The organism is Blastococcus sp. SYSU D00868 (assembly GCF_054050575.1).
In genome coordinates this window covers 46,127-61,115 of sequence record NZ_JBJGZO010000020.1, presented here as the reverse complement: position 1 = coordinate 61,115, position 14,989 = coordinate 46,127, and the positions used below count along the sequence as shown (strand labels likewise).

Here is a 14,989-nt window from a genome sequence, read left to right as displayed (position 1 = left end):
GTCACCATCAGCCGCTGATGCCGACGACTGTGCAGATCTCGTCGACAGACCGGTCAGGCGTACTCGACGGACCTCAGCGTGACCCCGCGGAAGGCGGCCAGCCGCTCGGCCTGCTCGTCGACCGCCGTCCGCAGCCGCGCCGTCGAGCGCACCCACGGCTCCACGGCGACCGTCAGCGACGAGCCGGCCTTGCGCGGCCGCCACACGCCGGCCAGGGCGCCGTCCGAGAGCACCGCGCCGGGCCGGCCCAGCACCGGCCACAGCTCCTTGCGGCGCGCGGGGTCGGGCACGAGCAGCTCCCGGTCGCGGGCCTGCAGGAACAGGTCGAACGGCCCCAGCAGCCGGGTGACCGCGGGCGGCTCCCCGGCCGCCGTGTCGGGGTCCAGGGTCCAGCGCCGCTCGCCCTCGACGTCCACCTCGACGGCGTCGGCCGGCCAGCGCTCGCGGACCTCCCTGACCGGGGCGTCCAGGTAGCCGGCGACGTGCTGCGGGGTGGCCGGCCCCAGCAGCCGCAGGTACGCGCGGACGACGTCCAACCGCTCCGGCACCTCCTCGGCCGCCGCGAACCCCGGCACCGGCTGCAGCACCGGCGGCGAGGTGCCCGGCTGGAGCTCCAGCCCCGCCCGCAGCGCGGCCAGCCGGAACGGCTGCTCGAAGGCGTGCGTCGCCCCGCACGGCCGGCAGTGGCGCAGGTACGGCGGGTCCAGCGCCGCCGTCAGCCGGCTGGACATCTCGCCCTTGACCACCGGCTCGGTCGCGATGGACCGCATCGCGGCGGCCACGGTGTCCAGCGCGGTCAGCACCGGGATGCCCGCGGCCTTGAGCGGCCTGGCCGCGTCGAAGACCCGCTTGGCGGCGTCCGCCTCGGAGAACGGCGCGGTCGCGGCGGCCACCGCGGGCAGGTCCGCCCGCCGGTACAGGTGCGGCGCGCCGCGGACCGACCAGACCGTGGCCAGCTCGCCGGGCCGCGGGGTCACCCCGCGCAGGGCCAGCGCCCACAGGCCGCCGTCGGGCCCGGTGTCCTGGACGCCGATGTCCAGGACGGCGGTGTCGGCGACCGTGCCGGCGTCCCGGTCCAGCTGCTGCGCGCGGACGCGGGCGCCGAGGACCTGACCAGCGGTGAGCGTCATGCCCCCGACCGTAGGGCGGGTCGGGGTCAGCGGATGGCCGCGATCACCCGCCGTGCGCGGCGATCGACAGCTGCTCCCACTCCCGCCACGTCGCCAGCCGCCGCTCGTACTCCTTCGTCGCCATCGCCAGGGGCGCCGTGCCGAAGAAGACGCGCAGCGGCGGCTCCTCGGCGTCCACCAGCTGCAGGACGGCGGCCGCGGTGGCCGCCGGGTCGCCCGCCGACTGCGCCGCCTTCGCCCGGCCGGCCATCACCTTCTCCCGGAAGGCGTCGTACGCGGGGTCCGGCTCGGCGTGCCGGGCCGAGGACCCGGACCAGTCGGTCGAGTACCCGGCCGGCTCGATGATCGTGACCTTGACGCCGAACTGCGCGACCTCGGCGGCCAGCGACTGGCTGAACGCCTCCAGCGCCCACTTCGAGGCGTTGTAGATCCCCAGGTTGGGCAGCGCGACGACGCCGCCGATCGAGCTGACCTGCAGCACGTGCCCCGACCCCTGAGCGCGCATGAGCGGGAGCGCGGCCTGGGTGATCCACAGCGCGCCGAAGACGTTGACGTCGAACTGGGCCCGGGCCTCGGCCTCGCTGATCTCCTCGACCATCCCGAACTGCCCGTAGCCGGCGTTGTTCACCACGACGTCGAGCCGGCCGAACGTGTCGTGCGCCCGCCGCACGGCCGCGATGCCGGCGTCCCGGTCGGCGACGTCGAGCTGCAGCGGGAGGACGGCGTCCCCGTGCCGCCGCACCAGCTCGTCCAGGGTGGCCGTGTCGCGGGCGGTGGCCGCGACGCGGTCGCCGCGCTCGAGGGCGGCGGCGGCCCACTCGCGGCCGAACCCGCGCGAGGCGCCGGTGATGAACCAGGTCTTCGACATGCGCTCCTGTGTACCCGGCGCCCTAGGCTGCCGCGGTGCCGGGCCTCGAGGTCTCCTTCCGCCCGCTGCGGCGCGCCGACCTGCCGCTGCTCGGGCGCTGGCTGGCCGAGCCGCTGGTCGCCCGGTGGTGGGCGCACGACCCCTCGCCCGAGGCGGTGGAGGCCGACTTCGGCCCGGTGCTCGACGGCCGCGACCCCACCGAGGTCGAGCTCGCCTGCGCCGGCGGGCGGCCGTTCGGCCTGCTGCAGCGCTACACCTTCGCCGACAACCCGGAGTACCTGGCCGAGCTCGCGCCCGTCTACCCCGTGCCCGACGGCGCGCTGAGCATCGACTACCTGGTGGGGGAGCCGGCGATGCGCGGGCGGGGCGCCGCGGCGGCGATGATCGCGGCGTTCGTCGCCGAGGGCTGGGCGCGGTACCCGGCCGCGCGGGACGTCGTCGTCCCCGTCGCCGCCGGCAACGTCGCCTCGTGGCGGGCGCTGGAGCGGGCCGGGTTCACCCGGGTCGCCGAGGGCCCGCTGACCCCGGACAACCCGATCGACCCGCCCGACCACGTCGTCTACCGCATCCGCCGGTGAGCGGGCGGCCGGCGGTCCCCCCGGCGGGTCGGCCCCCGCCACCGGCCGGAGGGCCGCGCCGTGGCGCGGCTCGAGGGGCGCCGGCGCGGCTGGACCCGGCCCGCGACGAGCCGGGGGCCGAGGAGCCGCCCACCCGATGAGTCCCGGGCCCGGCCGTCGTCTCTGCTGGCGCGGCCCGCACCGGCGGGCGCGGGAGGAGGACGGTCATGCGCTCGTTGGTGGTCACGATGTTCACGAGCCTGGACGGCGTGGTGCAGGCCCCCGGGGGGCCGGACGAGGACACCTCGGGCGGGTTCGGGTACGGCGGCTGGCTGGTGCCCTACTTCGACGACGCCCTCGGCGAGCAGGTCACCGCCTGGTTCGGGCCGGCGACCGCGTTCCTCCTCGGCCGCGGGACCTACGAGATCTTCGCCGCCTCCTGGCCACTGGTGCCCACCGACGACCCGATCTCCAAGGCGCTCAACGAGCTGCCCAAGCACGTCGCCTCCCGCACGCTGACCGGCCCGCTGGAGTGGGCGGACGCCACCCTGATCGAGGGCGACGTGCCCGCGTCGGTGCGGCGGCTCAAGGAGGACGGCGACGGTGAGCTGCAGGTGCACGGGAGCCCGGGGCTCGCCCAGACCCTGCTCGCCGAGGACCTGGTCGACGAGCTCCGGCTGGTGACCTTCCCCGTCGTCCTGACCGCGGGCAAGCGGCTGTTCGGCGCGGGCGCGCGCCCCGGCAGCTGGCGGCTGGCCACCTCGCGGACGACGCCGGCCGGCGTCGTCCTCAGCACCTACACCCGGGCCGGCGAGGTCGAGACCGGCGCGATCGGGCCCGAGTACGAGAGCTGAGCCGCCGGCGAGAGGGCCTCGGCGGGGCCGGGGCGGCCGAAGAGCCAGCCCTGGCCCAGGTCGACGCCGAGCGACAGGAGGGTCGCCGCGTCGCCGGCCGTCTCCACGCCCTCGGCGACCAGGGTCGCGCCGCAGCCGTGCCCGAAGGTGACCAGCGACGCGACCAGGGTGCGCAGCACCGGGTCGCCGGCCACCCCGGCGACGATGCTGCGGTCCAGCTTCAACACGTCCGGCGAGGTGACCACGATGTGCCGCAGCGAGGAGAACCCGGCGCCGACGTCGTCGACGGCCAGCCGCAGCCCGGCCGCCCGGAAGGGCAGCAGCGCCGAGGTCAGGGTGTCGTAGTCCTCGACCTGGTCGTGCTCGGAGAGCTCCAGCAGCACCCGGTGCAGCGGCAGCGTGCCCAGCAGCTCGGCGAACGGGCGGGTCAGCAGCGTGGCGGGGGAGACGTTCATCGCGACGTAGCCGCCGACGCGGTCCAGGTGCGCCGCGGCGCCCCGCAGCGCGAGCACCTCGAGCTCGTGCCCGCGACCCACGCTGTGCGCCTCGGCGAAGACGACGTCGGGGGCCTTGGCCCAGTCGGCGGGGAACCGGCTGAGCGCCTCGGCGCCGACCCGCTCCCCCGTGGCGAGGTCGACGATCGGCTGCAGCACGACGGTCGGCCCGCCGCCGGCGACGACGGGGTCGAGGCGGGCGTCGATGTCGCTGCGCCGCTGCTGGTCGCGCACCTCGGGCTCGACGACGACGGCGGCGGCGCCGGCCAGGACCTCCATGAGCGCCCGGTCGCGCCGGCCCAGCTCGGGGTCGGACGTGAAGCCGAACGCGCAGAAGGTGCCGTAGAGGCTGCCGTCGCTGAGCCGGACGGGGGCCGAGACGTAGCTGCGGATGCGCGGGATGCGCGCCGAGGGCAGCGACATCGCGAGCGGGTACCGCCTGACGTCGGGGATGACCGCCGGCAGCCGGCCGTCCAGGATCGCCTGGCAGAACGACGTCTCCTGCGCGACCTGGGCGCCCTCGCGCACCAGCACCGACGCCCGCGCCGAGGCCTCGACCACCTCCAGGTGCTGCGTGGTCCCGTCCAACCGGCTGAGGAAGGCGACGCTCATCCCGAGCGACTGCCGGGCCGTCCGCAGCAGGTCGGCGATCTGCTGATCGGCGGCGGACCGCTGTCGGCGCACGTGGGGCCCCTTCCGGTGGGTGTCCCCCCTCCATCGGCATCCGTTGCGCACGATTGAGTGGTCTCACCCGGACGGGTCGCCCCTCCCGCGGCGGCTCCCGCCGCGGGAGGGGCGCGACGGCGCCTGTCACAGTGGGAAGTTGGTGCCGGCAACCCGCGCCGGCTGCCGAGGAGGGACGACGTGGGCCGAGCGGCGGGGCGCGGGTCGCGGCGGGCGACCGAGCGACTCGTGCGGGCCGCCCGCGCGTCGCACCGCGTCACCTTCGTCGTCCTGGCCGTCGGGATGGTCGCCGGCGCGCTGCTGCAGTCGCTGGTCATCCCGGCGCTGGCCACCTTCCAGGAGGCGCTGGGGACGACGCAGGCCGACGCCACCTGGATCCTCACCGCCACCCTGCTGACCGCGGCCATCGCCACCCCGATCGCCGGCCGGCTGGGCGACATGCTGGGCCGCAAGCCGGTCTTCGTGGCGCTGCTGCTGTTCAGCATCGCCGGCTGCCTGATCTCGGCGCTGGCCAGCACGCTGCCGGTGATGATCGTCGGCCGCGCCGTGCAGGGCCTGGGCACCGGCGTGCTGCCGATCGCCTTCGGGATGGTCCGCGAGACCTTCCCGCCCGAGCGGCTGCACCGGGCGATCAGCGACCTGGCCACGCTCGGCGCGGTGGGCGCCGGCGGCGGGGTGGCCCTGGCCGGCCCGATCGAGCGGGCCTTCGGCGTCTCGGGCCTGTTCTGGGTGCCGCTGGTCCTGCTCGTCGCCGCCGCGGCCGGCGCCGTCCTGCTGCTGCCCCCGACCACCGAACGGCAGCCCGGCGGCATCAGCTGGGCGGCGGCCGTCGTCCTCTCCGGCTGGCTGGTCTGCCTGCTGCTGGGGCTCAGCCGCGCCCGCAGTGGGGTTGGGGCTCGCCGCGGGTGCTGGCCCTGCTCGGCGGGGCCGCGGTGCTGCTCGTCGTCTGGGTCGCGGTGGAGGTGCGCGCCCGGCACCCGCTGGTGGACATGGGCATGATGCGCCGCCGCGGCGTGTGGACGGCCAACCTCGTGGCGCTGCTGTCCGGGGTCGGGATGTACGCCTCGTTCGCGTTCCTGCCGCAGTTCCTGCAGACCCCGCCCTCGGCCGGCTACGGCTTCGGCTCCACCGTGACCGAGTCGGGCCTGGTGATGCTGGTGCAGACCGGGACGTCGTTCGTCACCGGCCTGGTGGTCGGCCCGCTGCTGCACCGGCTGGGCTCGCGCGCGCTGCTGCTCGGCGGCGTGCTCGGCTTCGCCGCGGGCTACGCGGTGATGGGGCTGGTGCACGAGCAGTTCTGGCAGGCGGTGGTCGCTGCCGTGCTCATCGGCCTGGGGTTCGGCGCCTCCTTCGCGGCGATGGCCAACCTCGTCGTCGCCGCCGTCCCGCCGGAGCAGACCGGCGTCGCCAGCGGCATGAACGCCAACATCCGCACCGTCGGCGGCGCGATCGGCTCGGCGCTGATGTCGACGGTGGTGACCGCGTCGGCCGGGGCCGACGGCGTGCCCGGCGAGGGCGGCTACACGACCGGCTTCCTGCTGCTGGCCGGCGCGTCGCTGGTCGCGGCGGGGGCGGTGTTGCTCGTCCCGCGGGTGCCGCGCGACCCGGCGACCCACGACGAGCCCGACGTGCCCGACCGGCACCCGCAGGCGGCCCTGGTGGCCGGCGGGCCCCTGGCCGGCGCCGGCGAGGAGTGACGCCGGTGACCCCCGCCCCGCCCCGCGTCTCCTACCGGCTGACCTACGCCGTCCTGGCGCTGGGCGTCATCGCGTTCGTCCTGCAGCAGGGGCTGGTGGCCCCCGTCCTGCCCACGCTGCAGCGGGAGCTCGGCACCACCCAGGCCGACGTCGCCTGGGTGATCACCGCGAACTTCCTGGCGACGGCGGTGTTCACGCCGATCCTCGGCCGGCTGGGCGACATGGTCGGCAAGAAGCGCGTGTTCGTGCTCGCGCTCGGCTCCGTCGCGGTCGGCAGCCTGCTCGCGGCACTGGCGACGTCGCTGCCGCTGATGATCGTGGGCCGCCTGTTCATGGGCGCCGGCGGCGGCGTGCTGCCGCTGACCTTCGGCATCATCCGCGACGAGTTCCCGCCCGAGCGGGTGACCGGGGCGATCGGCACGATCTCCTCGCTCATGGCGGTCGGTGGCGCGCTGGGCACCGTGCTGGCCGGGCCGGTCGTCGGCACGCTCGGCTGGCACTGGCTGTTCTGGCTGCCGCTGGTCCTCGTGTCGATCGCCGCCGTCGCGGCCCACTTCGTCGTCCCGGAGTCGCGGGAGCGGGCCGGGGGCACGATCAACCCGCTGGCCGCCGTGCTGCTCTCCGGCTGGCTGGTCTGCCTGCTGCTGTCGATCAGCCAGGCGCCGAAGTGGGGCTGGGCCTCGCCCGCGGTGCTCGGCCTGCTGGCCGCGGCCGCCGTGCTGCTGGTCGTGTGGGTGGGCGTGGAGACCCGCGCCCGGCAGCCGCTGATCGACATGCGGATGATGCGGCTGCGCGGCGTCTGGACCGGCAACGTCGTCGGCCTGCTGTTCGGCATGGCCATGTACTCCGGCTTCACGTTCATCCCGCAGTTCCTGCAGACGCCGGAGGCCAGCAGCTACGGGCTCGGCGCCTCGATCACCGTGTCCGGGCTGGTGCTGCTGCCGCAGTCGGCGGCGTCGTTCCTGCTGGGGCTCGCCTCCGGCCGGCTCGCCCAGCGGTTCGGGTCCAAGAACCTGCTGGTCGTCGGCGCGATGAGCACGTCGGTGGGGTTCGCGCTGTTCGGCCTGGTCGCCGACTCGCTGTGGCTGGCGAGCCTGATCTGCGTCCTCATGGGCGTCGGCTTCGGCATGGCCTTCTCGGCGATGGCCAACCTCGTGGTCGCCGCGGTGCCGCCGTCGCAGACCGGCGTGGCCAGCGGGATGAACACCAACATCCGCACCATCGGCGGGTCGATCGGCACCGCCGTGCTCGCCGGCGTGGTCACCGCGAGCACGGGCCCGTCGGGGGTGCCGGCCGAGTCGGGCTACACCACCGCGTTCCTGCTGGCCGCCGGCGGGCTGCTGCTCGCCGGGCTGGCCGCCCTGCTCGTCCCCGCCGTCCCCCGGGACCCGGTCACGCACGAGGAGCCCGAGGTCTCCGGCCGCCACCCGCAGGCCGCGGTCGTGGCGGGCGGGACGCTGGTCGGCGACGGCCGGGAGGGCCCCGCCGACCCGGACGCGTACCGGAACGGTGCGGGGGCCGGGACGCGGACGTAGGGTCCCGGGACCCGGGCGCACCGCGCCCCGCGGACCGTCGGGGGGTGCCGCCACGTGCCGACCGAGGACGGCGCCGCCCCGCCCGGCGGCGACGGCATGGACCCCGGCCTGCTGCGCGCCGCGGCGGCGGCCACCGAGGCCCTGCTGTGCGTCGTCGACGGCGAGGGGCGGATCCTGCTGGCCAACCCCGCGCTGCAGCGGTTCACCGGCCTGGCCCCGCGCGAGCTGCTGGGCCGGGTCTTCACCGACGTGTACGTCGCCCCGGAGCACGTGGAGCTCGCCCGGGACGCCGTCGCCCGCGCCCTGGCGACCGGCGTGGCGTACCCGCAGGAGGGCGACTGGCTCACCGGGGCCGGCCTGCGCCGGCGGGTCGCGATGCGCAACACCGTGCTCGTGGACGACGACGGGCGGCCCTACGCGGTGGTGTGCCTCGGCGTCGACGTGACCGCCGACCGCCAGCGCGAGGCCCGGCTCAGCCGCCGCGCCGACACCGACCCGCTCACCGGGGTGGCCAACCGGGGCGTGCTGTTCGACGTGCTGCGCGCCCACCAGGCCGGCGGCGGCTGCGGCCTGCTGTTCTGCGACCTCGACGGGTTCAAGGCGGTCAACGACGAGCACGGGCACGCCGTCGGCGACCGGGTGCTCACCGAGGCCGCCGACCGGCTCGCCGTCCTCGCCGGCGTCTCCCGGCTGGTCGCCCGCTTCGGCGGCGACGAGTTCGTCGTGGTCGAGCCGGGCGCGACCGACGCCGCGCTGGCGGAGCTGGCGCAGCAGGTCGTCGCCCGCATGGCGGCGCCGTTCGCCGGGCCGGCCGGGCCGCTGCACCTGGGGGTCAGCATCGGCACCGCGGTGGGGCGGCCGGGGGAGACCGCCGACGAGCTGGTCGCCCGCGCCGACCGGGCGATGTACGGCGCCAAGACCCACCGGCGGCGGCGGTCGGTGCGCGACGAGCCGCCCGGCCCGCTGCGCTGACCGCGCGGCCGGCCGCGGGTCAGCCCTCCAGCAGGCCGGCCTCGTGGGCCAGGATCGCCGCCTGGGTCCGGTTGGCCAGGTCCAGCTTGGTGAGCAGGCGGCTGACGTAGGTCTTCACCGTCGCCTCGCTGACGAACAGCTCCCGGGCCAGGTCGGCGTTCGACCCGCCGCCGCCGAGCAGCACCAGCACCTCCCGCTCCCGGTCCGACAGCGCGGCGACCCGCTCCAGCGCCTCCATCCGGCGCGGGGCGGCGCGGCGCTGCACGTAGGAGTCGATGAGCGTGGCGGTCACGGCGGGGGAGAGCGACGCCGTCCCGTCGGCCACCGCGCGCACCGCCGCGGCGATCTCCCGGGGCGGGGTGTCCTTGAGCAGGAACCCGGCCGCGCCGGCGGCGAGCGCGGCGTAGACGTACTCGTCGAGGTGGAAGGTCGTCAGGACCGCGACCTGCGGCGGGTCCGGCATCGCCAGGATCTGCCGGGTCGCCTCCAGCCCGTCCAGCACGGGCATCCGGATGTCGGTGAGGACGACGTCGGGGCGCAGCTCCCGCGCCGCGCGGACCCCGGCCGCGCCGTCGCCGGCCTCGCCGACCACCTCGAACCCGCCGCTGGCCTCCAGCACGGTGCGCAGCCCGAAGCGGACCAGCTCCTCGTCGTCGACGAGCAGCACCCGGATCGGCCCCGGTCCGCTCACGCCGGCAGCACCGCCTCGACCGCGAAGCCGCCGTCCAGCCGCGGGCCGGCCGCCAGCCGGCCGTCGAGCGTGCGCACCCGCTCGGCCAACCCCACCAGCCCGTGGCCGCCCGACGGCGCCCCGGCCGCCGGCGCCCGGCCCGGGCCGTTGACCACGCGCACCACCAGCTCGGCCTCCCGCCGCTCCAGCTGTACGCACACCCGGGCGCCCGGCGCGTGCTTGGCCGCGTTGGTCAGCGCCTCCTGCACGATCCGGTAGGCGGCCCGGCCGACCGAGGGGTCGACGGCGGGCCGGTCCGGCGCCCGCAGCTCGACGTCCATCCCCGCCGCCCGGCTGTCGGCCACCAGGCGGTCCACGCTCTCCAGGCCCGGCTGCGGGGCGAGCGGCGCCCCGTCGTCGGCGCGCAGCACGCCGACCATCTGCCGCAGCTCCTCCAGCGCCTGCCGGCCGGCCGCCTGCACCTGCCCGGCGAGCTGCTCGACCCGGTCGCGGTCGGCGGCGGCGACCTCGATCGCCCCGGCCTGCAGCACCATCAGGCTCACCCGGTGCCCGACGGCGTCGTGCATCTCCCGGGCGATCCGGGTGCGCTCGCCGAGCACCGCCTCGCGGGCCAGCAGCTCCCGCTCGGTCTCCGCCCGCTCGGCGCGCTCGCGCAGGGCGGCGAGCAGTTCGGCGCGGGTGCGGGCCCATGCGCCCAGGGCGCCGGGCAGCAGCACGACGAGGACCGCCCCGCCGACGGCCCCGATCCACTCGTCCAGCGAGGTCAGCCCCCACGGCTGGGCGACGGCGACGACGCCGCCCACGGCGGCCACGGCCCGCAGCCGCCATCCCCCGCGGTAGCGCCCGACCGCGTAGGCGGTGATCAGCGCGGCCCCCGTCACGGCGGAGGAGAGCGCGGCGAGCCCGGCGCCGGCGGCGAAGGGCACCAGCGGTGCCCGGCGTCGCAGCAGGAGCAGCAGCAGGGCCAGCGCCAGGCTGCCCACCAGCAGGGCGGCGTCGGGGACGAGGCCGGCCTCGGGCGTGGCGGCGCCCGCCACCACCATGCCGAGGGAGAGCAGCGCGAGGAGCACCTCGAGCGCGACGGCGCGGCGCGACAGCCCCGGCCACACGCGCGCTCGCGACCCCATGGGGCGGAGCGTAGGTCCGCCACCGGCGTCGGCGGGTCGGCCGATCGTCCCGGCCCACGTCATCCATCGGATGACACGGACGCGACCTCCGTCGACCCCGATCGGCTGCTCCCGGCCGACGCGGAGCGGGCGCCCCGAGCGGCAGGTTCGTCGTCGACAGGCCGACCCCTGGAGGCAGCGATGATCACGGTCAGCGGACTGACCAAGCAGTACGGGACCCGGACCGTCGTCGACGACGTGTCCTTCACCCTCGAGCCCGGCACGGTGACCGGCTTCCTCGGCCCGAACGGCGCCGGCAAGAGCACGACGATGCGGATGATGACCGGCCTGGTGCCGGCCACCTCCGGCACCGCGCTGGTCGACGGCCGCCCCTACGCCGAGCTGCCCAACCCGGGCGCCGTCGTCGGCACTCTGCTCGACGCCTCCGCGGTGCACCCGGGCCGGACCGGCCGGGCGCACCTGCGGCTGCTGGCCGCCGCGGCCGGGGTGCCCGCCGCGCGCGCCGACGAGGTGCTGGAGCAGGTCGGGCTGACCGCCGCGGCCCGCCGCCGGGTCGGTGGCTACTCCCTCGGCATGCGGCAGCGGCTGGGCATCGCCGGCGCGCTGCTCACCGACCCGCCGGTGCTGGTGTTCGACGAGCCGGCCAACGGCCTGGACCCCGAGGGGATCCGCTGGATGCGCGACCTGATCCGCGGGCACGCCGCCCGCGGCGGCACGGTGCTGCTGTCGTCGCACCTGCTCGGCGAGGTGGAGCACACCGTCGACCGGCTGCTGGTGATCGGCGCCGGCCGGGTCGTGGCCGACGGCCCGGTCGCCGCCCTGCTCGGCGCCGAGGGGACGACGGTGCGTGCCGCCGACCCGGCCGCCCTCGCCGCCGCCCTGACCGCCGCCGGGTTCCACGTGCAACACGGCGACGGCGGTGCGCTCGTCGTCCCGGGTGCCGACCCGGCCGCCGTCGGGGCGGTCGCCGCCGCCGGGGGCCACGTGCTGGTCGAGCTGCGGCCGGCCGAGCGCGCCCTCGAGGACCTCTTCTTCTCCCTCACCGCCTGACCGTTCCCCCTTCTGGAGCCCCGCCATGACCGCCACCCTCCCCCGGGAGCCCGCCGTGACCACGACCGTCCCCGCCGCCCGCCCCGCCGTCCGGCCCGGGGCCGCCTCCCCTGCCGCCCTCGTCGCCCTCGAGGTGCGCAAGTCCCTGTCCACCCGCTCCGGGAAGGCCCTCGCCGCCGCGGCGGCGCTGCTCGCCCCCGCAGCCGCGGCGATCATCTCCGCGGCCAGCGATGAGCGGCTGGGGTCGGTCACCGGCCCGGTCGGCGTCATGGGCATGCTGACCGCGCTCGTCCTCATGGCGCTGGGCGTGCTGTCCACCGCCGGCGAGTGGACCCACCGCACCGTGCAGACCACCTACCTGCTCACCCCGCGGCGCGGCCGGGTGCTGGCGGCCAAGGCGGTCGCCGTGGCGCTGCTCGGCGCGGCCCTCGCCGCGGTGTCGACGGCGCTGACCGTGCTCGGCCTGGCGCTGCTCGAGACCGGCGCCGACTGGGCCGGCGCGGGCCGCGCCGTGGCCGTCGCGGTCGCCGCCGGGGCGGCGTTCGCGGTCACCGGCGCCGGGTTCGGTGCCGCGCTCGCCAACACCCCGGCCACGCTGACCGGCCTGTACCTGGTGATCCTCGGCGCGCTGCCGGTGGTGCGGACCTTCGAGCCGGAGATCGGCTCGAGGCTGGACCCGGCGGAGGCCGTGCTGGCCCTGGCGCAGGGGAACGCGACCGGCCGCTCCGCCGCGATCCTCGCCGGCTGGGTGCTCGTCGGCCTGGTCGCGGGCGCGGTCGTCACCCGCCGGCGGGCCGTCGCCTAGGGCTCCCGGCACCGCTGTGCACCTGTCCACCTCTCGACCCGGTCGAGAGGTGGACAGGTGCACACTCGCGTCCAGCCGGCGGTCACACGGCGGCGGTCGCGGCCGTCCGGGCGAGGACCTCGAGGTAGTGCGGGTTGTGCATCACGCCGAGGACGTTGCCGAACGGGTCCGTCACGGCCGCGGTGACCACCGGGCCGTGCGGCGTGACCGGCTGGTACTCCCTGGCCCCCGCCGCCAGCAGCCGGGCCAGCGTGCCCTCGAAGTCGTCGACGTGGAGGTGCACGATCGCGCCGCCCGGCCCGGGGGTGGGGGCCGGGTCGAAGGAGCGGGCGGCCAGGGCCAGCTCGTCGTCGGAGTCGCCGAACCGGAACTTCGCGTACTGCAGCCGCCCGCCCGGGCCCGGCCGGGTGAAGTAGGGCGCCACGCCCAGCAGGTCGGCGTACCAGGCGGCGGCCGCCTCGACGTCCTCGGCCCAGAAGGTGAGCGTGGAGAACCCGCGCAGGGTCGTCACGGCCGGCGTCCTCAGTCCACCGGCTGCCAGTCGGGGACGACCCACCGGTAGAACGGCCGCGCGACCGAGTCCTTCGGCGTCTCCCACGTGTCGGGGCGGTACGGGCTCAGGTACGGGCTGAGGTCGTCCATGATCTTGGCGAACGCCGGCCGGCGGGACTCGTGGTCGGCCCGGACGGCGGCCGCGGTCTCCGGGTCCTGCTCGAGCAGGTGCACCATCACGTCGTCGATCCCGTACAGCCAGCGCCCGGTCACCCCGGTCTCGCGCGGCAGCGGCCCGGCGTCGGACTCGGCGAAGACCCGTGCGATGTCCTCCTCGGCTCCGGGCTTCATCCGCTGCACGATGACGGTGACCTCGCGCTCGGCGGGGACCTCACCCTCGGGCAGCCAGCGGTAGAACTCCTTGGCCACCGAGTGCGAGGGGTTCTGCCAGTAGCTCGGGTACGGGGTCACGTAGGGCTCGATCAGCTCGGCGATCTTCTGGAAGGCCGGCAGCCCCCGGCGCTGGCCGGAGATCTCCGGGTCCTCCTTGCGCTCGATGACGTGGATGTACAGGTCGTCGTGCGACAGCAGGATCCGGCCGATGACGCCGAGGTCCTGCGGCCGGGTGACGTGGTCGAAGTGGGCGAAGACCGGCCCCACCTCGTCCTCGCTCCCGGGGACCATGTGGCAGACGATCACGTTGCGGAACGGGCGGAAGGTCATGGCGCTCTCCTGTGCGCTCGGGGTGGACGGGGTCAGGGAAGAGGGACCGGGGTGAACCGCAGCGGGAGCTCGAGCAGCCCGCGGAAGGCCGACGCGGCGGGCAGCCACTGCAGCTCCTCCACGGGGACGTCGAGCCGCAGGTCGGGCAGGCGGACGAGGACCCGCCGCAGCGCCGTCGTCGCCTCCATGCGGGCCAGGGCAGTGCCCAGGCAGTAGTGCAGGCCGTGGCCGAAGGCCAGGTGCGGGACGTCGGGCCGGGTCAGGTCGAGCCGCTCGGGCTCGGGGACGAGCGCCGGGTCGTGGTTGGCCGAGCTCAGCACGACCGTGACGATCGAGCCGGCGGGGACCGGCACCCCGCCGATCTCCAGGTCCTCGGTGGCGAAGCGGAAGCTGGACACCGGCACCGAGCAGTCGAAGCGCAGCAGCTCCTCGACGGCGTCGGGCAGGCGCTCGGGCTCGCGGCGCAGCAGCTCCAGCTGGTCCGGGTGGGTCAGCAGCGCCACCACGGCGTTGCCGAGGAAGTCCGAGGTGGTCTGGTAGCCGGCGAACAGCAGCAGGAACGACGTCGACACCAGCTCGGCCTCCGAGAGGCGGCCCTGCTCGTCGCGCGCGGCGATGAGCGAGCTGACCAGGTCGCCCGCCGGCGCCCGCCGCTTCGCCGCCACCAGCCCGGCGAAGTAGTCGTGCAGCCGCTGCTGCGCTTCGGCGATGGCCGCCCGGTCCTCCTGCGGGCTGCGGCCGCCCGTGCCGACGGTGCGGATGACCTGCGTGCCCCGCAGGATCTGCTCGTGGTCGGCCGGGGGGATCCCCAGCAGGTCCCCGATGACGGCCAGCGGCAGCCGCAGCGCGAACTCGTCGACGAAGTCGGTGTGCCCCGTCGGCGCGATCCGGTCGAGCAGCGTCTCGACGATCTCCTCGACGCGCGGGCGCATCGCCTCGATCCGCCGCGGCGTGAACGCCTGGCTGACCAGCCGGCGCAGCCGGGTGTGCTCGGGCGGGTCGGAGTTGAGCATGTTCGTGTTGATCTGGCGGGCCTTCTCCCCGAAGACCTCCAGGTAGGTGTCGCCCGCCCGGTACAGGTCCTTGGACAGCCGCGGGTCCGACAGCGCGGCGCGGGCGTCGGCGTAGCGGGTGACCAGGTAGGAGTCGAACCGCGGGGTCCGCACCTTCACCACCGGGCGCTCAGCGCGCAGCCGGGCGTAGGTGGGGAAGGGGTCGGCCCGGAACGCTGGCGTGAAGACCTCCGCGCCGGGGACGGGGTCGGCCTCGCGCCCGGCGGTGCCGGTCGGCCGGTCGGTGGTCACGGACAT

At 76.3% G+C, this 14,989-nt stretch carries 16 protein-coding genes; 8 read left to right on the top strand and 8 right to left on the bottom strand.

Going from position 1 to position 14,989, the window contains the following annotated elements:
• Nucleotides 1-53 precede the first annotated feature (53 nt).
• Both ACI79F_RS16710 and ACI79F_RS16705 read right to left on the bottom strand, forming a co-directional pair.
• Nucleotides 54-1,130: a winged helix DNA-binding domain-containing protein gene (locus tag ACI79F_RS16710; protein ID WP_456545341.1), complete on the bottom strand. Its 1,077-nt coding sequence runs from the start codon at nucleotides 1,128-1,130 to the stop codon at nucleotides 54-56.
• A 43-nt stretch (nucleotides 1,131-1,173) separates the two neighbouring features.
• A complete protein-coding gene (locus ACI79F_RS16705) occupies nucleotides 1,174-1,998 on the bottom strand; it encodes an SDR family oxidoreductase (protein ID WP_456545340.1) in 825 nt (274 codons plus the stop codon).
• A 35-nt stretch (nucleotides 1,999-2,033) separates the two neighbouring features.
• Here ACI79F_RS16705 and ACI79F_RS16700 point away from each other — a divergent pair, with 35 nt between their 5' ends.
• The gene (locus ACI79F_RS16700; protein ID WP_456545339.1) at nucleotides 2,034-2,576 is read left to right on the top strand and encodes a GNAT family N-acetyltransferase; all 543 of its coding nucleotides are present in this window, start codon (nucleotides 2,034-2,036) and stop codon (nucleotides 2,574-2,576) included.
• 206 nt (nucleotides 2,577-2,782) lie between these two features.
• A complete protein-coding gene (locus ACI79F_RS16695) occupies nucleotides 2,783-3,409 on the top strand; it encodes a dihydrofolate reductase family protein (protein WP_456545338.1) in 627 nt (208 codons plus the stop codon).
• On the opposite strand, the gene ACI79F_RS16690 is transcribed toward ACI79F_RS16695, so the two are convergent.
• Nucleotides 3,352-4,587, bottom strand: coding sequence for an EAL domain-containing protein (locus ACI79F_RS16690; RefSeq protein WP_456545337.1), 1,236 nt, complete (start codon nucleotides 4,585-4,587; stop codon nucleotides 3,352-3,354). The genes ACI79F_RS16695 and ACI79F_RS16690 overlap by 58 nt on opposite strands.
• A 228-nt stretch (nucleotides 4,588-4,815) precedes the next feature.
• On the opposite strand from ACI79F_RS16690, the gene ACI79F_RS16685 reads away from it, so the two are divergent.
• Genes ACI79F_RS16685 through ACI79F_RS16670 form a run of 4 tightly spaced genes read left to right on the top strand, consistent with a single transcriptional unit; the run spans nucleotide 4,816 to nucleotide 8,791 of the window.
• Complete coding sequence (locus tag ACI79F_RS16685; RefSeq protein ID WP_456545336.1) at nucleotides 4,816-5,586, top strand: MFS transporter; 771 nt, start codon at nucleotides 4,816-4,818, stop codon at nucleotides 5,584-5,586.
• Entirely contained in the window at nucleotides 5,493-6,284 is a 792-nt protein-coding gene (locus ACI79F_RS16680) for an MFS transporter (protein ID WP_456545335.1), read from the top strand. Before ACI79F_RS16685 ends, ACI79F_RS16680 begins: the two co-directional genes overlap by 94 nt.
• Nucleotides 6,285-6,289: 5 nt before the next feature.
• Nucleotides 6,290-7,819 carry an MFS transporter gene (locus ACI79F_RS16675; protein ID WP_456545334.1) on the top strand — a complete coding sequence of 510 codons (1,530 nt, stop codon included), beginning with the start codon at nucleotides 6,290-6,292 and terminating at the stop codon, nucleotides 7,817-7,819.
• A 54-nt stretch (nucleotides 7,820-7,873) separates the two neighbouring features.
• Nucleotides 7,874-8,791 carry a GGDEF domain-containing protein gene (locus tag ACI79F_RS16670; protein WP_456545333.1) on the top strand — a complete coding sequence of 306 codons (918 nt, stop codon included), beginning with the start codon at nucleotides 7,874-7,876 and terminating at the stop codon, nucleotides 8,789-8,791.
• Nucleotides 8,792-8,810: 19 nt separating this feature from the next.
• On the opposite strand, the gene ACI79F_RS16665 is transcribed toward ACI79F_RS16670, so the two are convergent.
• Nucleotides 8,811-9,482 carry a response regulator transcription factor gene (locus ACI79F_RS16665; RefSeq protein ID WP_456545332.1) on the bottom strand — a complete coding sequence of 224 codons (672 nt, stop codon included), beginning with the start codon at nucleotides 9,480-9,482 and terminating at the stop codon, nucleotides 8,811-8,813.
• A complete protein-coding gene (locus ACI79F_RS16660) occupies nucleotides 9,479-10,609 on the bottom strand; it encodes a sensor histidine kinase (RefSeq protein ID WP_456545331.1) in 1,131 nt (376 codons plus the stop codon). The genes ACI79F_RS16665 and ACI79F_RS16660 overlap by 4 nt, the downstream gene beginning before the upstream one ends.
• 180 nt (nucleotides 10,610-10,789) lie before the next feature.
• Here ACI79F_RS16660 and ACI79F_RS16655 point away from each other — a divergent pair, with 180 nt between their 5' ends.
• Nucleotides 10,790-11,659, top strand: a complete 870-nt coding sequence (locus ACI79F_RS16655; protein WP_456545330.1) for an ATP-binding cassette domain-containing protein — start codon at nucleotides 10,790-10,792, stop codon at nucleotides 11,657-11,659.
• A 25-nt stretch (nucleotides 11,660-11,684) separates the two neighbouring features.
• Nucleotides 11,685-12,464 carry a hypothetical protein gene (locus tag ACI79F_RS16650; RefSeq protein ID WP_456545329.1) on the top strand — a complete coding sequence of 260 codons (780 nt, stop codon included), beginning with the start codon at nucleotides 11,685-11,687 and terminating at the stop codon, nucleotides 12,462-12,464.
• Between the two features lie 82 nt (nucleotides 12,465-12,546).
• Here the strand turns inward: ACI79F_RS16650 and ACI79F_RS16645 are convergent, their stop codons facing one another.
• From ACI79F_RS16645 to ACI79F_RS16635, 3 genes are read right to left on the bottom strand one after another with little or no spacing between them, the layout of a single operon-like run.
• Entirely contained in the window at nucleotides 12,547-12,975 is a 429-nt protein-coding gene (locus ACI79F_RS16645; protein WP_456545328.1) for a VOC family protein, read from the bottom strand.
• 11 nt (nucleotides 12,976-12,986) lie between these two features.
• On the bottom strand, nucleotides 12,987-13,679 hold the full coding sequence (locus tag ACI79F_RS16640; protein ID WP_456545327.1) for a TcmI family type II polyketide cyclase: 693 nt from the start codon (nucleotides 13,677-13,679) through the stop codon (nucleotides 12,987-12,989).
• Between the two features lie 32 nt (nucleotides 13,680-13,711).
• Nucleotides 13,712-14,989 carry a cytochrome P450 family protein gene (locus tag ACI79F_RS16635; protein ID WP_456545326.1) on the bottom strand — a complete coding sequence of 426 codons (1,278 nt, stop codon included), beginning with the start codon at nucleotides 14,987-14,989 and terminating at the stop codon, nucleotides 13,712-13,714.

Bases quoted from the DNA above. Each gene is read 5' to 3' on its own strand.
- ACI79F_RS16710 (WP_456545341.1), bottom strand. From the start codon at position 1,130: ATGACGCTCACCGCTGGTCAGGTCCTCGGCGCCCGCGTCCGCGCGCAG.
- ACI79F_RS16705 (WP_456545340.1), bottom strand. From the start codon at position 1,998: ATGTCGAAGACCTGGTTCATCACCGGCGCCTCGCGCGGGTTCGGCCGC.
- ACI79F_RS16695 (WP_456545338.1), top strand. From the start codon at position 2,783: ATGCGCTCGTTGGTGGTCACGATGTTCACGAGCCTGGACGGCGTGGTG.
- ACI79F_RS16660 (WP_456545331.1), bottom strand. From the start codon at position 10,609: ATGGGGTCGCGAGCGCGCGTGTGGCCGGGGCTGTCGCGCCGCGCCGTC.
- ACI79F_RS16655 (WP_456545330.1), top strand. From the start codon at position 10,790: ATGATCACGGTCAGCGGACTGACCAAGCAGTACGGGACCCGGACCGTC.
- ACI79F_RS16650 (WP_456545329.1), top strand. From the start codon at position 11,685: ATGACCGCCACCCTCCCCCGGGAGCCCGCCGTGACCACGACCGTCCCC.
- ACI79F_RS16640 (WP_456545327.1), bottom strand. From the start codon at position 13,679: ATGACCTTCCGCCCGTTCCGCAACGTGATCGTCTGCCACATGGTCCCC.
- ACI79F_RS16635 (WP_456545326.1), bottom strand. From the start codon at position 14,989: ATGTCCGTGACCACCGACCGGCCGACCGGCACCGCCGGGCGCGAGGCC.